Source organism: Porphyromonas sp. COT-290 OH3588 (genome assembly GCF_000769075.1).
GTDB lineage: Bacteria > Bacteroidota > Bacteroidia > Bacteroidales > Porphyromonadaceae > Porphyromonas.
Genome location: NZ_JRFC01000008.1, coordinates 1 through 19,054, shown reverse-complemented (window position 1 = coordinate 19,054; position 19,054 = coordinate 1). Strand labels below are relative to the sequence as shown.

Annotated in this window: 14 protein-coding genes; 1 reads left to right on the top strand and 13 read right to left on the bottom strand. The window is 51.0% G+C overall.

The window, feature by feature from the left end:
* Nucleotides 1-8: 8 nt before the first annotated feature.
* From HQ48_RS01115 to gyrA, 11 genes are all read right to left on the bottom strand, one after another.
* Nucleotides 9-767, bottom strand: coding sequence for a zinc ribbon domain-containing protein (locus tag HQ48_RS01115; RefSeq protein ID WP_044186785.1), 759 nt, complete (start codon nt 765-767; stop codon nt 9-11).
* A gap of 8 nt (nt 768-775) precedes the next feature.
* A complete protein-coding gene (locus HQ48_RS01110; RefSeq protein ID WP_044231299.1) occupies nt 776-1,876 on the bottom strand; it encodes a Nif3-like dinuclear metal center hexameric protein in 1,101 nt (366 codons plus the stop codon).
* 320 nt (nt 1,877-2,196) lie between these two features.
* Entirely contained in the window at nt 2,197-3,957 is a 1,761-nt protein-coding gene (gene aspS, locus HQ48_RS01105; RefSeq protein ID WP_044186790.1) for an aspartate--tRNA ligase, read from the bottom strand.
* 633 nt (nt 3,958-4,590) lie between these two features.
* Complete coding sequence (locus HQ48_RS01100; RefSeq protein WP_044231298.1) at nt 4,591-5,163, bottom strand: cob(I)yrinic acid a,c-diamide adenosyltransferase; 573 nt, start codon at nt 5,161-5,163, stop codon at nt 4,591-4,593.
* A gap of 80 nt (nt 5,164-5,243) precedes the next feature.
* The gene (locus tag HQ48_RS08940) at nt 5,244-5,903 is read right to left on the bottom strand and encodes a hypothetical protein (RefSeq protein WP_052408910.1); all 660 of its coding nucleotides are present in this window, start codon (nt 5,901-5,903) and stop codon (nt 5,244-5,246) included.
* Nucleotides 5,900-6,820, bottom strand: coding sequence for a TIGR01212 family radical SAM protein (locus tag HQ48_RS01090; RefSeq protein ID WP_044231297.1), 921 nt, complete (start codon nt 6,818-6,820; stop codon nt 5,900-5,902). Before HQ48_RS01090 ends, HQ48_RS08940 begins: the two co-directional genes overlap by 4 nt.
* Before the next feature lie 4 nt (nt 6,821-6,824).
* Complete coding sequence (locus tag HQ48_RS01085; protein WP_044231296.1) at nt 6,825-7,598, bottom strand: lipoate--protein ligase family protein; 774 nt, start codon at nt 7,596-7,598, stop codon at nt 6,825-6,827.
* A gap of 215 nt (nt 7,599-7,813) precedes the next feature.
* A complete protein-coding gene (locus HQ48_RS09125) occupies nt 7,814-7,978 on the bottom strand; it encodes a DUF362 domain-containing protein (protein ID WP_081964709.1) in 165 nt (54 codons plus the stop codon).
* A 135-nt stretch (nt 7,979-8,113) separates the two neighbouring features.
* Complete coding sequence (locus HQ48_RS01080) at nt 8,114-8,818, bottom strand: ComF family protein (RefSeq protein WP_044231295.1); 705 nt, start codon at nt 8,816-8,818, stop codon at nt 8,114-8,116.
* Between the two features lie 108 nt (nt 8,819-8,926).
* Entirely contained in the window at nt 8,927-10,108 is a 1,182-nt protein-coding gene (locus tag HQ48_RS01075) for a lipopolysaccharide assembly protein LapB (protein WP_052408909.1), read from the bottom strand.
* A 42-nt stretch (nt 10,109-10,150) separates the two neighbouring features.
* Complete coding sequence (gene gyrA / locus HQ48_RS01070) at nt 10,151-12,730, bottom strand: DNA gyrase subunit A (protein WP_044231294.1); 2,580 nt, start codon at nt 12,728-12,730, stop codon at nt 10,151-10,153.
* An 882-nt stretch (nt 12,731-13,612) separates the two neighbouring features.
* On the opposite strand from gyrA, the gene HQ48_RS01065 reads away from it, so the two are divergent.
* Nucleotides 13,613-15,025: an arylsulfatase gene (locus tag HQ48_RS01065; protein WP_044231293.1), complete on the top strand. Its 1,413-nt coding sequence runs from the start codon at nt 13,613-13,615 to the stop codon at nt 15,023-15,025.
* A 102-nt stretch (nt 15,026-15,127) separates the two neighbouring features.
* Here HQ48_RS01065 and HQ48_RS01060 read toward each other — a convergent pair whose 3' ends face one another.
* Together HQ48_RS01060 and purB are read right to left on the bottom strand one after the other, a co-directional pair.
* On the bottom strand, nt 15,128-17,401 hold the full coding sequence (locus HQ48_RS01060) for a GH92 family glycosyl hydrolase (RefSeq protein WP_081969678.1): 2,274 nt from the start codon (nt 17,399-17,401) through the stop codon (nt 15,128-15,130).
* A 115-nt stretch (nt 17,402-17,516) separates the two neighbouring features.
* Nucleotides 17,517-18,857 (bottom strand): adenylosuccinate lyase, encoded by a 1,341-nt coding sequence (gene purB, locus HQ48_RS01055; RefSeq protein WP_044231292.1) that lies wholly within the window; start codon nt 18,855-18,857, stop codon nt 17,517-17,519.
* Between the last annotated feature and the right edge of the window lie 197 nt (nt 18,858-19,054).

The following is a 19,054-nucleotide window of genomic DNA, read 5'->3' as shown; positions in this document are numbered from 1 at the left end:
ATTGCGTCTTAGTCCTCTTGGCCTAGCTCTGGGTCTACCATGATGCGCCCGCAGTACTCACACACGAGAACTTTCTTGTGGAGCTTAATATCGAGCTGACGCTGAGGGGGGATCTTGTTGAAGCAACCGCCACAAGCGTCACGATCTACACTTACGACAGCCAGACCATTGCGAGCGCCCTCTCGTATACGGTGAAAAGCCTTGAGCAGACGCTCCTCGATTCCTTCCTCGATCTTGAGAGCATGCTTGCGTAGCGTTTCCTCCTCAGCCTTGGTTTCGGCCTTGATGCGATCTAGCTCTTCTTGCTTAGCCTTCAGGTCGATACCACGCTCGTCAATGCTCGTCTTGAGGCTAGCTATGCGCTCCTTGCGTGTCTGGATCTCGGTTGAGTGCTCGGCAATGCGCTTGCGAGATAGCTCAATCTCGAGGCCTTGGAATTCAATTTCCTTGGAGAGGTTGTCGTACTCACGGTTGTTCTTCACACTCTCTAGCTGAGTCTTATACTTCTCAATCAGGCCTTCGGCATGCGTGATCTTGGATTTCTCAGCGCTTGTTAGTTGGCTATAACGCTTGATTTCTTCCTCCAGATTACCTTGTCGGGTCTGCATACCTGCTAGCTCGTCCTCGAGATCTTGCACCTCAAGAGGTAGTTCGCCACGTAGTGTCTTGATGCGATCAATCTCCGAATAGGCATTCTGCAGATTGCGCAGGTCGATCAACTTCTCTTCGACAGTCTTCTCCTGCGGATTTGTTAGTTCTTGCTTCATAATTTATGTTAGATAGATTTTATTGGATTACTATTTAATTGACTTGTAAACAACATAAAGTTAGGGAATTTGCGTGAGATGATTTCTCCGAAAACCCTAGTGGCAATGCACTCACTCTCGTAGTGCCCGACAGTCGCTAGCACTGGGCGGCACTCCACATCGAAGTAATCGTTGTACTTCGCTTCGCCAGTTATGAGTACATCTGCAGAAGCTCTGCGGGCGGCCCTCCAAAGGAAAGCACCAGCACCCGAACAGATTGCTACACGGCGCACCTCATGGGCTGAAGCATCGCAGGCGCTATAGCTAAGTTTCTCCGTAGCAAAATACGCTTTAACCCGATCTAGAAAGTCGGATAAAAGCTCCTGCTGTGCCAAATCGCCCACAATACCACTACCAGCCATTGGGTAGTCGTTGGCCAGAGGCACAAGGCTGTAAGCTGGGACTTCGTATGGATGAGCCTCATATAGAGCCTTGATCACAGCCGAGCTATCCGCCGAGGCAAGCACAACGGAGAGGCGAACCTCCGACTCATGATGTAGCTCCCCCTGCTCTCCCACGAATGGGTTAGCCCCCTCTAGCGCACGGAAAGTTCCCTGCCCAGAGCTAGAGAAACTGCACTTGTCGTAGGCACCTATACGACCAGCACCTGCCGCCCAGAGTGCCTCTTGCACTGGCTCCAGATAATCTTGGGGAACAAACGTAATGAGCTCGCTCATCTTACCAGAGAGAGGCTGCAACGGGCGGAGATTCTTCAAGCCCAAATCCCGAGCCAATAGAGCATTCAGTCCGACAGGGGCATTGTCTGCATTGGTGTGGGCTGCGTAGATCGCAACATCCGCCTTAATGGCTCGCATAACCACCCGCTCGATGTAGCTACCCATACCGATGGTCTTGAGGCCTTTGAATAGAAGCGGGTGATGAGCAACAATGAGGTTGCAACCTCGCTCAATAGCCTCCTCGACAACCTGCTCGGTTAGGTCTACACAGAGCAGAGCTCCCGTAGCCTCGAGGTCGGGATCACCAACCTGCAAGCCACAGTTGTCGTAGCTCTCCTGTAGCCATAGTGGCAGCTCCGCCTCTAGGGCTAGTATAATATCTTTGATCTTCATACAGTCATTCATTAATTTATCAAATAGGTAAACGACCACAAGTATCCGTTGCGAGCAACATCACTTGACGATCTCTGCCTTGTATGCAGCCTACACACACTCCTTATCCAACTCTACTCTAGGCTACTACACGAGTGCTCTGCAAGACACCTAAAGGGGCTGTGCCAAAATCAGATTTCGACACAGCCCCTATCCTTTTATTTCTGCGTAAACGCTTACTTTTTGAATAGTCCCCGACGCCCCAGCCACCTCAAACACTGCTCAAGGCTAACATTGGCATCGCTATAATAAGCCCACGTATAGTGGGGTCTAGGATCGTCCTACTTATTGAACGGACGAATATCTAGGTACAGCTCGTCGAGCTGCTCTTGGTCAATGACAGATGGCGCGTCGATCATCACATCACGCCCAGCGTTGTTCTTTGGGAAGGCAATGCAATCACGGATACTATCCAGCCCAGCAAAGAGCGACACCAATCGGTCTAGACCATAGGCAATACCTCCATGAGGAGGAGCACCATACTTGAAGGCGTTCATCAAGAAGCCAAACTGATCCTGCGCCTTCTCTGGCGTGAAGCCTAATACTTGGAACATCTCTGCTTGCAGATGGCTGTCGTGTATACGGATAGACCCTCCGCCTACCTCGACGCCGTTGATGACCATGTCATAGGCATTGGCACGTACAAGTGCAGGGTTGGTCTTCAGTAGCTCAATGTCCTCTGGCTTAGGAGAGGTAAAGGGGTGGTGCATAGCATAGTAGCGCTGCGTCTCTTCGTCCCACTCCACCAGTGGGAAGTCTACTACCCACAGACAGCTAAATTGATTCTTATCTCTTAGACCAAGCTGAGAGCCAACCTCTAGGCGCAGCTCACAGAGTTGCTTACGTGTCTTATTAGTTTCGCCACACATGATGAGCATCAGGTCGCCTACCTCTGCCTGCATCTTGGACTTGAGCGCCTGCAAGTCGTCTTGAGTATAGAACTTATCTACGCTACTTTTGACAGATCCATCGGCCTCTACACGGGCATAAACTAGGCCTGTGGCTCCAATCTGCGGACGCTTAACGAAGTCCACTAGCGCATCAATCTGCTTGCGTGTGTAGCTAGCAGCTCCCTTAGCACAAATCCCACCAACATATTCGGCCGAGTCGAAGACTGGGAAGCCCTTGCCCTGCATCACGTCCATCAACTCCACAAACTTCATCTCGAAACGTGTGTCAGGCTTATCCGAGCCATACAAACGCATTGCATCGGCGAAGCTCATGCGTGGCAGTGGGAGTGGAATATCTACACCTCTAAGCTCCTTGAAGAGGTGAGCCGTCATGCCCTCGAAGACCGTAAGTACATCTTCCTGCTCTACGAAACTCATCTCGCAGTCTATCTGAGTGAACTCTGGCTGTCGGTCAGCTCTGAGGTCTTCGTCACGGAAACACTTAACGATCTGGAAGTAGCGGTCAAAGCCACTGACCATCAGCAACTGCTTGAAGGTCTGCGGGCTCTGAGGGAGAGCGTAGAACTGGTTGGGGTTCATACGGCTAGGCACTACGAAATCTCTTGCCCCCTCTGGAGTAGACTTGATGAGCACAGGCGTTTCTACCTCTAGGAAGCCTTCACCGTCTAGATAGCGACGAACCTCTAGAGCACAGCGGTGTCTTAGCTCAAGATTGGCACGCACTGCATTTCGACGCAGGTCGAGATAGCGATACTTCATACGCAGATCATCGCCACCGTCGGTAGCGTCCTCAATCGTGAAAGGAGGGGTCTCGGAGGCATTAAGGATCTTCAGTTCCTTAACTTCAATCTCGATATCCCCAGTAGGCAGATTGGCATTCTTGCTTGAGCGCTCAGACACCACACCCACCACTTGGATCACATACTCACGCCCCAGTTCCTGAGCCTGAGCAGCAAGCTCACTCCCAGTATGCTCTTCGTTGAAAGCCAACTGAGTGATACCATAGCGGTCGCGCAGATCAACAAATGTCATGCCACCCATACGGCGAGCTCTCTGTACCCAACCTGCAAGTGTAACGATCTCTCCTACGTGATTGAGGCGAAGTTCGCCACAAGTTCTCGTCCTATACATATTATATGTAGCCTGTAGTCTTTGTAATCAGTTATAGGTTACAAAAGTACAGAATTTCCATCAATGCTCATTAGTTAGATCAAAAAAGCAGCGAAGGATCAGTCTAGAGCAAGCTTAGCTCTATGTAGAGATAGTCTTGCTCTATATAGAGATAACCTTGATCTATATAGAGCTAAGCTTACTCTAAAGAATTGCACACAGATCAATAAATTTTCAGGGCTAGGCTATGAACTTTCAACCCCCAGCTAAACGAAAGACAATACTCAGGGTATAATGCTCCCAAAGAACGAAACATTCAAGGTTGAGAAAGTATTGTGTAACCTTAGGAGGAGGAGGGAACATTATGGAGCGTCCGACATTTACCGTGATTAAGGCCTGATAGGGATATGTTTGGCTCAACAATTCTTTGGAGCCCCCAGCAATCTTAAAGTACGGGGCCCCAGTAGTCATGTATCGTGAGGCTTCCTAATATGGAGGCGTGTATCATGGTCTTTATTCACTTGACCTCATACAAGAGGGGCTGCGCCAAAAATAAATTTTGACACAGCCCCTCGATGTATTTACGCCCACTAAGGGCAGAGATATTACGGCTCTTGCCTTCCTATTCTTGGCCGAAGAGCAGCCCTCGATAAGCTAATCGTGCTCGTAGAGCCAAGTGATCTCCTCCCCGTTGAGGCGATAGCTTTCCTTACGCGCTAGAGCAAAGAAGTAGTCACTCAGACGATTGACATAGCGAAGCACCTGAGCCTCAACTTGTCCTTGGTCGGCATCTAACCTGTAGATGCAACGCTCGGCTCGACGACACACCGTGCGGCAGATATGTGCAGCCGCTGGAATAGCCCCACCTGCGGGCAAGATAAAAGCCTTAATGGGAGGCACCAAATCGTCCAAACGGTCGATCTCTCGCTCTACTCGCTCGATTGCCTCATCCGTGACACGACTCTCCATGTGGAATGAGCCATCATTAGGGTCGGTAGCCAGATAAGAGCCGACAGAGAAGAGCTTATGCTGCATCCATGTGAGAGTCTTACGATCGGCTTCTTCTAGATCAAAAGATAGCAGATGGCCAATGAATGAGTTCAGCTCATCAATAGTGCCATAGCTCTCGATGCGTAGGTCATACTTAGGGACACGCTGCCCCCCGACCAAGGAGGTCATACCTTTATCCCCACCCTTGGTGTAGAGTTTATATTTTTCTGTATTCATCGATAGAGTTTATTAGTGATTACACAGCAAAAATAAGCCTTAAAAATCGGATAAACATGCTATTAGGCCATGAAACTGGGCTAATAATAGACCTTGTATCGCCCGGGAGTAATAGCCTCTCTCCAGACCCATAGCTCCAAATGGAGCAAGTCAAACGCCACATCTGGCCTTAGAACTGACCTAAGGTGCTGGCTATACCGACGAAGCATGGGGTTACTTCGATTAATCAGCACCTGCTTGAGCTCGCCCACTTCGCAAGCAGCTAGGAGCATCTGCTCTAGTAGCACAAACTCCTCTTCCAGCATATCCTCTACGATAATGAAGTCAGCCGTAGCGATATGTGCAGCCGCTGAACTATCTAGCCTAGAGATGTGGGTCATTTGTAGAGCAGTAGAGATAGCCTGTACGTAGAGAGGCAAAAGGCTCTCATGGGGAGCCAAAACAAAAACTCGATCTGGGCGATGATCCATGACCAAACGAAAGACCAACTCCAAGACACGACGGCGATAGATACACCTATCGCCATATTCACTACGTAGGGCCTCAGCTCGCTCTCTACCTGCCCGAGCCAGAGGTTCGAAGCACGTGTAGGGGTAAGGGTTGCGGATAACCTTACTAATTAGTCGAAAAGCATACGGAGAGTGTACTCCATCGCCACGCCTATTGAGCACGAAGCGTTTGGCCCGAGATAGCCGTCGATAGGTACTATATTTGAGAGAATTACGTAGCTTCTGTTTCATTGCTTAGTACTGGAATTGGCTAGAGCCTGACGAGCACGTAGGCCACTGCGTATTTTCTCGGTAAACTGATAATTCTTCCACCCCCAGCGAGGCGCAAGCAATAGCTCCATAGGGGACTGCGACACGAAGCGTTCGATAACGATGTCCGGTCTTAGACGCTCTAGGAAGTCTAGGCATAGCTCGATATACTCCTCCTCTGTATAGAGATGATAGTCGGAGGGATCTTCGAGATATTCGGCTGCCATGATCGTACCTTTGATGATCTGCAACTGATGTATCTTGAGCGTCGTGATGGGGAGAGCGGAGAGCCGATCGGCATGAGCGAGCTGCTCCTCTCTGCTCTCTCCGGGCAAGCCTAAAATTAGATGTGCCCCAACGATAATACCAGCTCGGTGCGTGCGCTCAATAGTCGCCACACTCGTAGCCCAGCTATGGCCACGCTGCACTCTCTCGAGGGTTCTATCAAGCGTGCTCTCCACACCATACTCGACGATGACGAAGTGCCTCTTGGCCAGATCCGACAGATAGCTCAGCAATTCGTCGGGCATGCAGTCTGGACGGGTACCGATAATCAGCCCGACGACACTGGGATAGGCAAGGGCCTCTTCGTACTTACGAATGCACTCCTCTACCTCTCCGTACGTATTGGTGTAGGACTGGAAGTAGGCGATGTACTCCATATCGGGGTACTTGTGTGAGAAGAAGGCAATCCCTTCACGCAGCTGCTCACTCACACTTTTCTGCCTAATGGCGAAAGCAGGGCTAAAGCTCTTGACATTGCAATAGGTACACCCACCTCGGCCATGGGTCCCATCACGTGTAGGGCAAGTAAAGCCTGCACTCAGTGTGATCTTCTGCACACGCCGCCCGCCAAAGCGCTCTCTGAGGTATGAGCCAAAATCAATCCATTCGTTCATCTCACTACCCTCCCTTTTGGGTCATACGCCCTACACTCGAGTGTATCCACTCTGGATTGGCGTAGCGTTCGACTTGTATTGCTGCGACATAGGCCTCGGCTTCTAGCGGAAGCTCCAGCGGGAGTAGCGCCTCATATCTCTGAGCAATAGCCGAGAGAATCAGATCTCGAAAGCTATCAATCGTCGCAACACTGGGCAATACTGTCTTGAGGTTCCTTACCCGTGAGCGCACAGACGGCACTCGTGAGCGAACCTGCACATCGTGATCAACCTGTAGGACCCGCTCTAGCTGGTCGAGATCGGCATCGAATAGTAGCGACATATGGTAGAGCATACGCCCCGATCTGGTCGCTTCGGCCGAGCCGCCCACCTTATACCCCTCAAGCCTCAAATCTCCTCTAGGGCTGATCTCAAGCTCCACACCCTGCCTCTGCATCGCCTCGACGATCGGTCTAGGGAAAGCACGCAGATCAAATCCTCTCCCTGCCAGATCATTCTGGATACAAGTGTAGTTAAGATTGCCAGCGTCGTGATAGACCGTGCCACCACCAGAGGCTCGACGCAGCACTGGTATGCCTTGCTCGATGAGATACTGCACATCGCTCTCCGCCTCGGCACACTGGTAGCGCCCCATAAACACGGAGGGGCTATTGACCCAAAAAAAATAGATGCACCCTACATCTCTCATCTGAGTGTAGAGATAATCCTCTAGGGCAATGTTGTAGAAAGGATCGCTCAACGGACTGATATAGTAATAGGCCTGCTTATGCTCTGTCATTATGATGATAACGTTTGTATCAAGAACACTGCTATACGATAATCTGTTTGCCCAAAACTAAAAAAGCCGAGGTTTGACTCTAGAACTCTAGAGCCAAACCCCGACATCTCTCAAACTTCAAAAAATGCTCCTATACTAAGAATAGTCGCTTTGACCTTTGCCCTAAAGTACCCGAAACTCACCTGAGGAGCTGTGGCACTCTTGGTAGGACTTACTTATGCGTGGATTGCTTCTGTAGGACAAACGCTAGCGCAAGCACCACAGTCGATGCAAGTGTCTGCGTCAATCACATAGATAGCGCCTTCTGAGATAGCTGATACTGGACATTCGTCGATGCAAGTGCCGCAAGCTACGCAGCTATCAGTAATAACATGTGCCATTGTCGTAAAAACCGTTTAAGTGATAAATCAAATTCTTATTCTGAGAGCAAAGGTAGTAAAGTTTCCGAAATATATACCTACTTATAGGTATTTTATTTTCTACCCAACTGGGCTTCTAATACTTTTTAGGTATCCCTAAACAGCAACAGAGGCTACGAAAACATCAACAGAAGCGACTCCAACACACTCTAAATGAACACATATACCCAGAATAGTGGATCCAGTGGTCAGCACATCATCGACAAGTAGCACTCGCTTACCTATTAGGTATTTTTTCTCCTCATTGGGTAGGTAGAATGCGTCTGCGGTATTATTCATTCGCTCCTGACGGGTCAGCTGAGTCTGCGAATGACTACCTCGTTGCCGTCGAATATGCGTATCGCTTGCCTCAACACCCAAACCCTTGGCGATGACACGAGCCACGGAGAGTGCCTGATTGTAGCCACGCTCCATAAGGCGGTTCTGCTCTATGGGGACAGCAATGACTAAATCATAGGCTCCCATCCATTGGGGATATAGCTCAAGAGCAGTACTGCCAATCAGCTGGGCTACATCGGCATGCCCTCGATACTTGAGGCTATGAATCAGCTTCTGAACCTGCGTCCCTCTCTCGTAGGCATAGAGAGCGTACAGATCTCGAAAAACGGCAGAGCTATATAGGCGCTCGTGTGCTACCATGGTGGAGGGTTCGTAGTGCCTAAGCCCAAGGGTACAGAACGTGCAGATCGCCAGCTCCTCGGTGTGCAGGCGAGCGCGACAAACGGCACACAGAGGCGGATAGACGAAGTCTAGCAGTCGAGAGAGAGCATATCGCCCGATGGTGCGTATAGGTATAGACATAATAGTGATTTCACAGCTCCAAAAGATTAGCCCTAGACTGCGGAGTTACTCTCCACACGTCTAGGGCTAATATATTACGTTATACTAGAGGCAAAGCCCCTATAAGTATTACTTGTGCGCAGCCATGATCTCGTCGTAGCGCTGCTTCTTGCCTAGACGGTCACAAACGTTGGCAAGCACGTAGTACACCTCGTCAGGCTTCTGCTTGTAGGCATTCTCTAGGTATGGATAAGCCTTCTCGAACAGAGCCTTAGCCTTATCCTCGGTGAGCTTGTCTAGCTCTGCAGCGTTGAGCAGAGTAACAGCCTGATTGTAGTATGAGCGACCGAGGTTGTGGTTGGCATCGAAGTCATCACCCTTGATCTCAAGCGCCTTCTTGTACCAGTCGGCTGCAGCAGTCCAGTCTTCCTTGCGTTCATACAGACCACCCATAGCGATGAGGTAGTTAGTATTGGTAGGATCTTGGCTGATAGCCTTGTTTAGGTAGTCGATAGCTCCATCGTTGTTGCCTTGGATCGCATAGATATTGATGATATTGCCGAAGTAGTAGGGCTGTTTGGGGAACTTGGCAGCACCTTCCTCAAGCACCTTCATAGCAGCGACCGTGTCAGCCTTAGCCAGCAGAGAGGCTGAGATGAGCTGATGAATATCGTCGCCCTTATAGTCCTGATCCTTGAATTGCTGACCATAAGCTACAGCCTTGTCGTAGAGCTTACCCTCGTAGCAGGCAGCCACAAGCAGATAAGAGGCATCTAGCATCGCAGTATCAACGGTAGCGATAGCCTTATCGTCGGCGAATAGAGGGTGCTTTCTTACCTTGATATAGTGGTCGAAAGCCTCTGCACTCTTGTCATACTCCTTATTCTGAATGTAGAAGTAGCCAGCATTTACGAGCAGTGGGTGGTCCTCACGGAGCATATCCTTAGCCTTCTTGGCATACTTGAGCTTAACCTTGCCCTTCTCGTTGGGGATACTCTCTAGACGATAAGTCTCGAGCAGGTAAGGCACCTCGCCCATCAGAGCACCATACATCACAGCCTCGTTGTGTGGCTGCTGTAGCTGAGCCTTGACGAGCTCGCCTCGAAACTCCTTCTGCTCGATCAGACCAGATACATACCATGCATAGGGGTCTGCCTTAGTTTCCTCGTGCTCACGAGCAGCCTTGGCCAAGTTGCGAGCTTCGGCCACGTTGCTGTCTGCTACTTTCTCGGCTGCTTTCACGTTAGCCTTCTGAGCAAAAGCACCTGTGGCCACGAGGCCTAGTGCTGCTACATAAATCAGTTTCTTCATCGGTTTGTATTGTTTGAAGTTGATAATCTATTGCTTCTATTATTACACTTCGTCTGTTGGCTCCGTTGCATCGGCATCGCCCTGCTGCATCTCCCCGCCCTCAACCATATCTGCAGATGGCTGAGCCATTGGGTCTACTTCTATCGCATCGGCATCGGGGAGCTCGTCCTCGGCCATTACTCGGCACACGGAAGCAATCTCGTCGCCACGCTTATCTAGATTGATGATGCGCACGCCCTGCGTGTTGCGTCCGATGATAGACAGATCTCTGGCATGCACACGGATCGTCACACCGCTGCGGTTGATGATCATCAGGTCATGCTCGTCCGTTACACTGCGGATTGCCACCAGCACACCCGTCCTATCAGTAATATTAAGTGTCTTGACCCCCTTGGTACCACGGTTGGTAATGCGGTAGTCCTCGACATTGCTGCGCTTACCGAAGCCATGCTCACTAACCACTAGGATCGACTCCTTGGTTGCGTCCTTGACAGCTAGCATACCGATCACCTCGTCCTTGCCGTCGTCATCGAGGATCATGCCACGCACACCAGTGGCTGTACGCCCTGTATGGCGTACAGCGCTCTCGTTGAAGCGCACGGCACGGCCATTGCGGTTAGCCAACACAATCTCGCTACGTCCATTGGTCAAAGCCACGCCTACTAGCTCATCACCCTCGAGCAGGTTGATGGCAATGATACCCGTAGTGCGGGGACGAGAGTATGCCTCTAGCAGTGTCTTCTTGACGACACCACGCTTGGTGGCAAAGAAGAGGTAGTGCGACTTGGTAAACTCGACATCCTTAGTCAGATTCTTGATGCGAATGAAAGCCGTTACACGATCGCCCGGCTCGATATTGAGCAGGTTCTGTATGGCACGTCCCTTAGCATTCTTGGCCCCCTCTGGGATCTCGTACACCTTGAGCCAGTAGCAGCGCCCCATCTGAGTGAAGAGGAGCATCGTGGCATGCATCGAAGCCGAATAGATGTACTCGATGAAGTCTTCATCTCGAGTATCACTACCCTTGCTACCTACCCCTCCACGGCTCTGCGTGCGGAACTCAGATAGCGGCGTACGTTTGATATATCCTAGATGAGAAATGGTGATGACCATTTCGTCGTCGGCATAGAAATCCTCTGGATTGAACTCCTCGGCGGCATAGACAATCTCGCTACGACGCTCATCGCCAAACTTCTCCTTGATCTCGATCAGCTCGTCACGCACTACGCCCATACGCAGCGCACGATCGGCGAGCAGCCCCTCTAGGTACTCAATCGTGGCCATAATCTCGGCATACTCTGCCTTGAGCTTATCTCGCTCGAGCCCCGTGAGGGCTCTTAGACGCATGTCTACGATAGCACGAGCCTGAATGAGGCTTAGATTGAAGCGCTCCATCAGACGAGAGATAGCCTCCTGCGGCTCGCTAGAAGAGCGAATGATGCTCACTACCTCGTCTATATTGTCTACTGCGATGATCAAGCCCTCGAGCAGATGTGCACGCTCACGAGCCTTACGCAGCTCATAGACAGATCTGCGTGTCACGACATCTAAGCGATGATCCACGAAGTGTGCGATCAGATCTCTGAGGTTGAGTAGCTGCGGACGCCCCTTGACGAGGGCTATATTATTGACGCTAAAGGAACTCTGTAGCGCCGTCATTTTGTATAGTTTATTGAGGACTACCGAGGCATTGGCATCACGCTTGATGTCGATGACGATGCGCATACCCTTACGGTTGGACTCGTCCGAGATATTGGATATGCCCTCGATGCGCTTCTCCCCGATAAGGTCTGCGATACCACGCACCAGCTCAGCCTTATTCACCTGATAGGGAATCTCGGAGATGATGATACGCTCATGGTTATTGTGCTGCTCAATCTCGGCACGACTACGGATCACGACACGTCCACGCCCCGTCTCGAAAGCCTCCTTCACGCCAGCATAGCCGTAGATAAAGCCCCCAGTGGGGAAGTCTGGAGCCTTGACGTACTTCATCAAGCCCTCCACATCGATCGTCTCTGCGCTATCGATATAGGCCACACAGCCGTCGATACACTCCGAGAGGTTGTGTGGGGGCATATTCGTGGCCATCCCCACAGCGATACCTGCAGAGCCATTGACCAGAAGATTTGGGAAACGGGTAGGTAGCACCGTTGGCTCCTGACGCGTATCGTCGAAGTTGTTCTGGAAGTCTACCGTCTCCTTCTCTATATCGCGGAGCATCTCTGCAGCCAAGCGACTCAGACGGCTCTCGGTATAACGCATGGCCGCAGGCGAGTCGCCATCGACCGAACCAAAGTTCCCCTGCCCCTCTATCAGCGGATAGCGAAGACTCCAAGGCTGAGCCATACGCACAAGCGTCCCATAGACAGATGAGTCGCCGTGTGGGTGGTACTTACCGAGCACTTCCCCAACGGCATTGGCACACTTACGAGTAGGCTTATCGTGCGTGTTGCCGATTTCGTTCATCGCATACAAGACACGACGATGCACGGGCTTGAAACCATCACGCACATCGGGGAGAGCACGAGAGACGATCACCGACATAGAGTAGTCGATGTAGGCCGTCTTCATGGCCTCCTCGATCTTGATATCTATTATTCTATCTTCTGCATCAACCATTTTTATACTGGATCAATGATTTTCGTTATTCTATATATTTGGGAAGCTAAGGTACGATTTTTTTGCCGAATATCGCCCTTATTTTCTCTATATAACGTAGAGGTTGGGCATTATGTATATGTAAAGATTAGACAAAAGTCAATAGACTCTAGAACCCTACATTCGGCCAATCATCACAAAGTTAGATTTCGCCCCTACTACATCGAGGCTCTTTGCCAGCCGATTTGCTATCATGCGAGGGTTCACTCATGCACACCGAGCATCAAAATCTATGGTTGTGTGTGCAAACAAAGCGATTCATCAACTCTCAGCCCTCGCCTAGCTCTAGCCATGCATGAGGACAGACAGATCTAATTTTACACGCTCATTCCTCTACTCTTTCGTTAAGGTATGTTAAGACATTAGGTTCAATTATTGAGGAATAAATGAGCAATTCATAAGAACTAGCAGAATGGATTCAGAGGATTGGTGGGAAGATTTTTGGACATTGGTGGACCAATCCTCTGCGACGTGTCCGTCAATCTACAAAGATTGGTGGGAAGAAAAGACGAAAAATGAGCATCAGACTTATTAATCGCCCCCAAGAAAAACCACAAACAAATGACTATCAAGAAATTACAAAGATCGCGTTTTAGACGCATATCTGGGGTTGACTAGGTATGCAGTGCGGGAGCGGCATCGGACGCGGCAGAGAGCCTCCTAGAGGGCAAATACGAGGTTTAGCATTTTCTAGGCAAGAGAGAGAATATCAATCGCAAACCTCGCCAAACATCACACAAAGTGTTAATTTCTTAAAAACGCAGAAGAGGCGTTTGGTCGGTTGACAGAATTTGGGCAATTTTAGGGCTCACAAACAATCAATCATGACAGCAATACAAGCCTATGACTAGAACAATAGCTCTGCCCCTCTGCCTCATTGGGTCAATTAGTCCATTGCTCGCCGAGGGAGGCGAGCGCCCAAATGTCATCTTCATTCTAGCCGACGACTTAGGCTACGGAGATATCGGCTGCTATGGGCAGAAAATCATCGAGACACCACACATAGATGCTTTGGCTGACCGTGGTATGCGCTTCACAGACTTCTATGCTGGGTGTACCGTGAGTGCCCCCTCTCGTGCCTCATTGATGACAGGGTTGCACACTGGGCATACCAAAATAAGAGGCAATAAGGAGATCAAACCCGAGGGGCAGATGCCTATGGCTGATGTCCCCACACTAGCCACACTCTTTCGCTCTGTGGGGTATGCTACGGGCTTATTCGGCAAGTGGGGCTTGGGAGCACCTGCCTCGGGAGCCGAACCACAAGACAGAGGTTTCGATCGCTTCTACGGCTACAACTGCCAGCGCATCTCACACCACTACTACCCCGAGCATCTCTGGGCGGATCGCTCTCGAGTTACCCTCCCCGAGAACTCTGGCAAGCGCCAGTCTACCTACGCCCCAGATCTCATTCAGCAAGATGCCAAATACTTCATTCGCCAGTCTGTGCATAGAGGTAAACCCTTCATGGCGATGATGACCTACACGCTCCCACACGCAGAGCTCAATCTGCCACACAGAGGCCTCTATCAGTATTACAGAGGCAAGGTTGAGCCTCGCCCATGGCAGAGCCAATACAAGCACGACTATCCCAGCACACCCGATGCTCATGCCTCATTTGCTGCCATGGTCGGTCAGCTAGACCTATATGTAGGCGAGCTCGTTCAGGAGCTTAGAGCCCTAGGAGTAGAGGAGAATACGCTGATTGTTTTTACGAGCGACAATGGACCACACCGTGAGGGTGGAGCCAACCCTGAGTACTTCGACAGCAATGGCCCACTCAGAGGAGCCAAACGAGATCTGTATGAGGGTGGCATTCGTGTACCCATGATTGCTACTTGGCCGGGGCAAATCAAGCCAAAGACAGAGGCTAATACCCCCGCTGCCTTTTGGGATTTCTTGCCAACTTTTGCAGAGATGCTCAAGCAGCCTCAATTTGTAGAGCGCACCGATGGCAGCTCCCTTCTAGGTCTGTGGCAAGGAGGCACCAGCCGCCCGTCCCCTACACGCCCACTCTACTGGGAGTTTCATGAGGAGGGGGGCAAAATGGCTATTCGACAAGGCGTATGGAAACTGATTGCCCTACAAGTGAACTCTGGGCAACCTCAATATGAGCTATACCGACTAGACAGTGACCTAGGCGAGCATAACAATGTCGCCCATAAGCACCCCAAGGTGGTACGACGACTAAGCAAACTGATGCAGCAGATGCATCAGCCCTCTGCCGAGTTCCCCTTCAAGTCTGAGGTCAAGTAAGAGGGATAGGGATCTTAAGTACAGCATCATAAAAGCAAGGAGGACATCATGCAATGCGATGATGCCCTCCTTGCTTTTATTGTCTCTTCGACTTCTTGGCAGCTAGTGCTTATCTTGAGTGAAGAATACGATTTGACCTGCGTTCACGAGCTCTTCATTGCTCAGACGATAGCGGTTGCTATGCGTCTTATCGCCAACCTTGAGGCGCTTGAAGTAAGTATCAGCCTCCGCTCCTTGACGCTCAATAACGAGCTTAGGCTGCTTATAGTACTTAGGGTCTAGATGCAGGGTTACTCGTTTGAAGGTCGGCGTCGTAAGCGCAAAGCTCATATCCCCCGGGCAGTCGGGGTAGAACCCGAGCATCGTGTAGATCGCCCACGCACTCATAGTACCCGTATCATCATTGCCCGGGATACCATTGGGCGCATTGTGGTAGACTGTCTGTAACAGATCTTTGGTAATCTTCTGCGTACGCCAAGCCTCCTTGGGGAAGTAGGTGAAAAGGAATGGATAGGCGATATCAGGCTCGTTGGCTGGGTCGTAGTTACCCTTGTCGAATACACTCTGTAGCTTAGCCACGAACTTGCGCTCGCCACCCATCAGCTTAGCAAGCCCCTTGACGTCGTGTGGCACGAAGAATGAATAGTTCCAAGAGTTGCCCTCGTGAAAACCGGGGTTAGGCTCGAAGTCACGCCCCAAGACGGGGTCGAAGGGAGATAGGAATTTGCCATCGGGTGTAATGGGGCGCAGCAAACCGTACTCCTTGTCGTAGTAGTGCTTGTAACCTAGCGAGCGCTGATGGAAGCGTTTGGCATCAGCTTTCTTACCGAGGCTCTCGGCGAAGCGTGCGAGGTTCCAGTCGGCAATGTAGTACTCGAGAGAGTTAGACACCGAGTGGTCGAACTTCTCCCTCAGCGGAATGTATCCACGGCTGACGTAGTCATCAATATCGGGACGTAGTAGGTTGTCCTTGCCTCGTGTCGTCGCCCCCTTGAGCATCGCCTCGTAGGCGGTAGCGACATCGAAGTCCCTTAGACCACGCTGCCAAGTGTCGTTGATTACTGTGATAGATGGGTCGCCCGACATCGTAAGCGTTTCACGACCATATAGCTCCCACTTGGGTAGCCAGCCGCTCTCCTTGTACATATCAATCATCGTGCGTACCATATCTAACTGCTTCTCCGGGTAGAGCAGAGAGAGTAGTGGGTGCACGTTGCGATACGTATCCCAGAGCGAGTAGACCGTATAGCGGTTGTGGCTGGTTTTGGCCGTCTTGAGGCTAGTCATCATGGGGTATTCGCCATTGACATCTTGCAGGATATTGGGATGAATGAGCAAATGATAGAGCGCCGTGTAGAAGATCGTACGCTGATCTGGGCTACCGCCTTCTACCTCGATGCGAGAGAGCGCCTGCTCCCACGCCTCCTCTGCTCGAGCTCGTGTGGCAGCGAAGTCTAGCTTGGGCTGCTCTGTCTCTAGGTTGAGCAGAGCATTCTCGGCACTAACGAAAGAAACTGCCGTCTGCACATAGATCGTTTCGCCGGGTTGCGTATCGTAAGAGAACCACACCCCGATATCATTACCACTCATCTCACGGCGATAAGAGCGGTAGATCTTGTTGCGCCCGTGGTCATGATCCCACTCGGCCTCTGTCCCCGTCATAGGGGGCTGCTTCTTCCAGTAGCCGCTCTCGGGAGCTCGCTTGCTGATGCGCATCGCAAAGTACTGGTTGAAGACGGCTTGTGGATTGTAGCAGAAGGTGCCCATGAGCTTACTACCTAGTATAGTAGAGTCATTGACGAAGCGCACAGTCGCTCCACTTTCGTTCGTCAGCCCTTGGCCTAGGTTGAGCAGGATATTACTTTTGCCTCCACGCTCGAAGGTAAAGGCCGTGACGGAGGTACGTGCCGTCGCCGTCAGCTCGGCCTTGATGCTGTGCTTATCTAGATGAGCTGTATAGTAGCCCGGGTGTGCGTGCTCCTTGCTCAGTGTAGAGCCATAGCTCTTGTAGTCTACATCTAGCTCTCCCGAGGCAGCCGAGAGGAGCAGGCTACCTAGCTCTGGACAACCTACACCACTTAGATTGACGTGGCTAAAGCCCGTAAAATACTTGTTGTCGGCCGAGTAGGGTGTGCTCCACCAGCGAGCATCTTTATCGAATGTATTCAACTCGCCACCGCCCATCACGTTGAAAGGCGTTACGCTCATCAAACCATTGGGTAGGACGACGCCCGGATTGGTCGTACCGAAGTTACTAGTCCCGATAAACGGATTGACCTCGTCGATTAGGCGTCCCGTCTTCTGTGCCGAAAGGCTCAGAGTACTCATAAACATCAGCCCTAGCAGACCGTGTCTGAGGTATTGCTTCTTCTTCATCTATTCGGATTGTTTTTGCGATTAATGACTGTGGTATGCTCAATAGTTCCGAGAGCGAGAAGTGACATCCAAAAGAGATGCCTCTCCTCGCTCTCGGGGTATCTATTGCGTATGATTAGTAGCCTAGATAGGTCGCTGGGCTAATCTGGCGCATCTCACTCTTGACTTGCTCAGATACATCAAGCGTGTCGATAAACTTGGCGATCGAGTCCGCCGTGATTGCCTCATTGGTACGGGTAAGAGCCTTAAGCGCCTCGTAGGGCTTAGGGTAGCCCTCTCTACGAAGGATCGTCTGGAGTGCCTCGGCCACCACAGCCCAGTTGCGCTCTAGATCGGCCTCTAGGGCTTCCTGATTGAGCAGCACCTTACCTAGACCCTTACTCAAGCTATTGAGAGCAATAAGCGTGTGTGCTAGAGGCACCCCGATATTGCGCAGAACAGTAGAGTCCGTAAGATCCCTCTGCAAGCGAGAGATCGGTAGCTTGCGAGAGAGGAAACCAAAGATTGCATTCGCAAGGCCTAGATTACCCTCGGCATTCTCAAAGTCAATCGGATTAACCTTGTGTGGCATCGCAGACGAGCCAACCTCTCCCTCCTTAATGCGCTGCTTGAAGTAGTCCATCGAGATATACATCCACATATCACGAGCAAGATCCGTGAGGATTACGTTGATGCGTTCTAGGGCATCGAAGAGGGCTGCCGTGTGGTCGTAGTTGGCAATCTGTGTCGTATAGCTCTCACGCATTAGCCCCATAGAGCTCACGAAGTTCGCTGCAAACCCGAGCCAGTCGTGCGTAGGATAGGCAATGCGATGGGCATTGAAGTTGCCCGTAGCTCCACCAAACTTGGCAGAATGAGGGATCTGTACCAGCTGTGCTCTCTGCTGCTCTAGGCGATAGACAAATACCTGTATCTCCTTACCTAGACGAGTTGGCGAGGCTGGTTGGCCGTGTGTACGAGCCAGCATGGGGATATTCGCCCATTCCTCGGCATAGGCACGCAGAGTATCAATGACCTTATCAAGGGCTGGTAGATATATCTGCTCAAGGGCCTCCTTAGTCATCAGAGGGAAAGAGGTATTGTTGATATCTTGGGAGGTCAGACCGAAGTGGATAAACTCCTTCTCATCGCTCAGGCCTAGGCGATCGAACTGCTCCTTGATATAGTACTCTACGGCCTTGACGTCGTGATTGGTTACAGACTCGATCTCCTTGATGCGCAGGGCGTCCTCGGCTGTCAGGTGGCGATAGATATCGTGAAGCTTCTCCTCGTCAATACGATCGAGTAGACCAGATAGCTGAGGAATCTCCTTGCTTAGAGCGATGAAATAGAGTATCTCGACACGCACTCGGTAACGAATGAGCGCCTCCTCGGAGAAGTAGGCAGCCAATGGTTCGGCCTGCGCACGATAGCGACCATCGACGGGAGAGACGGCCTTGAGCTTGTCTAGTTGCATAGGGTCATAATCTTTGTTTATTGATATAATGTGCTACAAATTTAACTCATTTCTCCCGAACCCTTTCGCCCCTCGAGAGACTATTGCGCAATGCGCCGTTCAAAGGTTCTTGTATCTTTCTCGGTGTTTTTTGCGTGTTTGAGCGGCTTGGGGAGCCTTGAATACTATCCCCCTATCCCCATCCCTGAGGGATATTT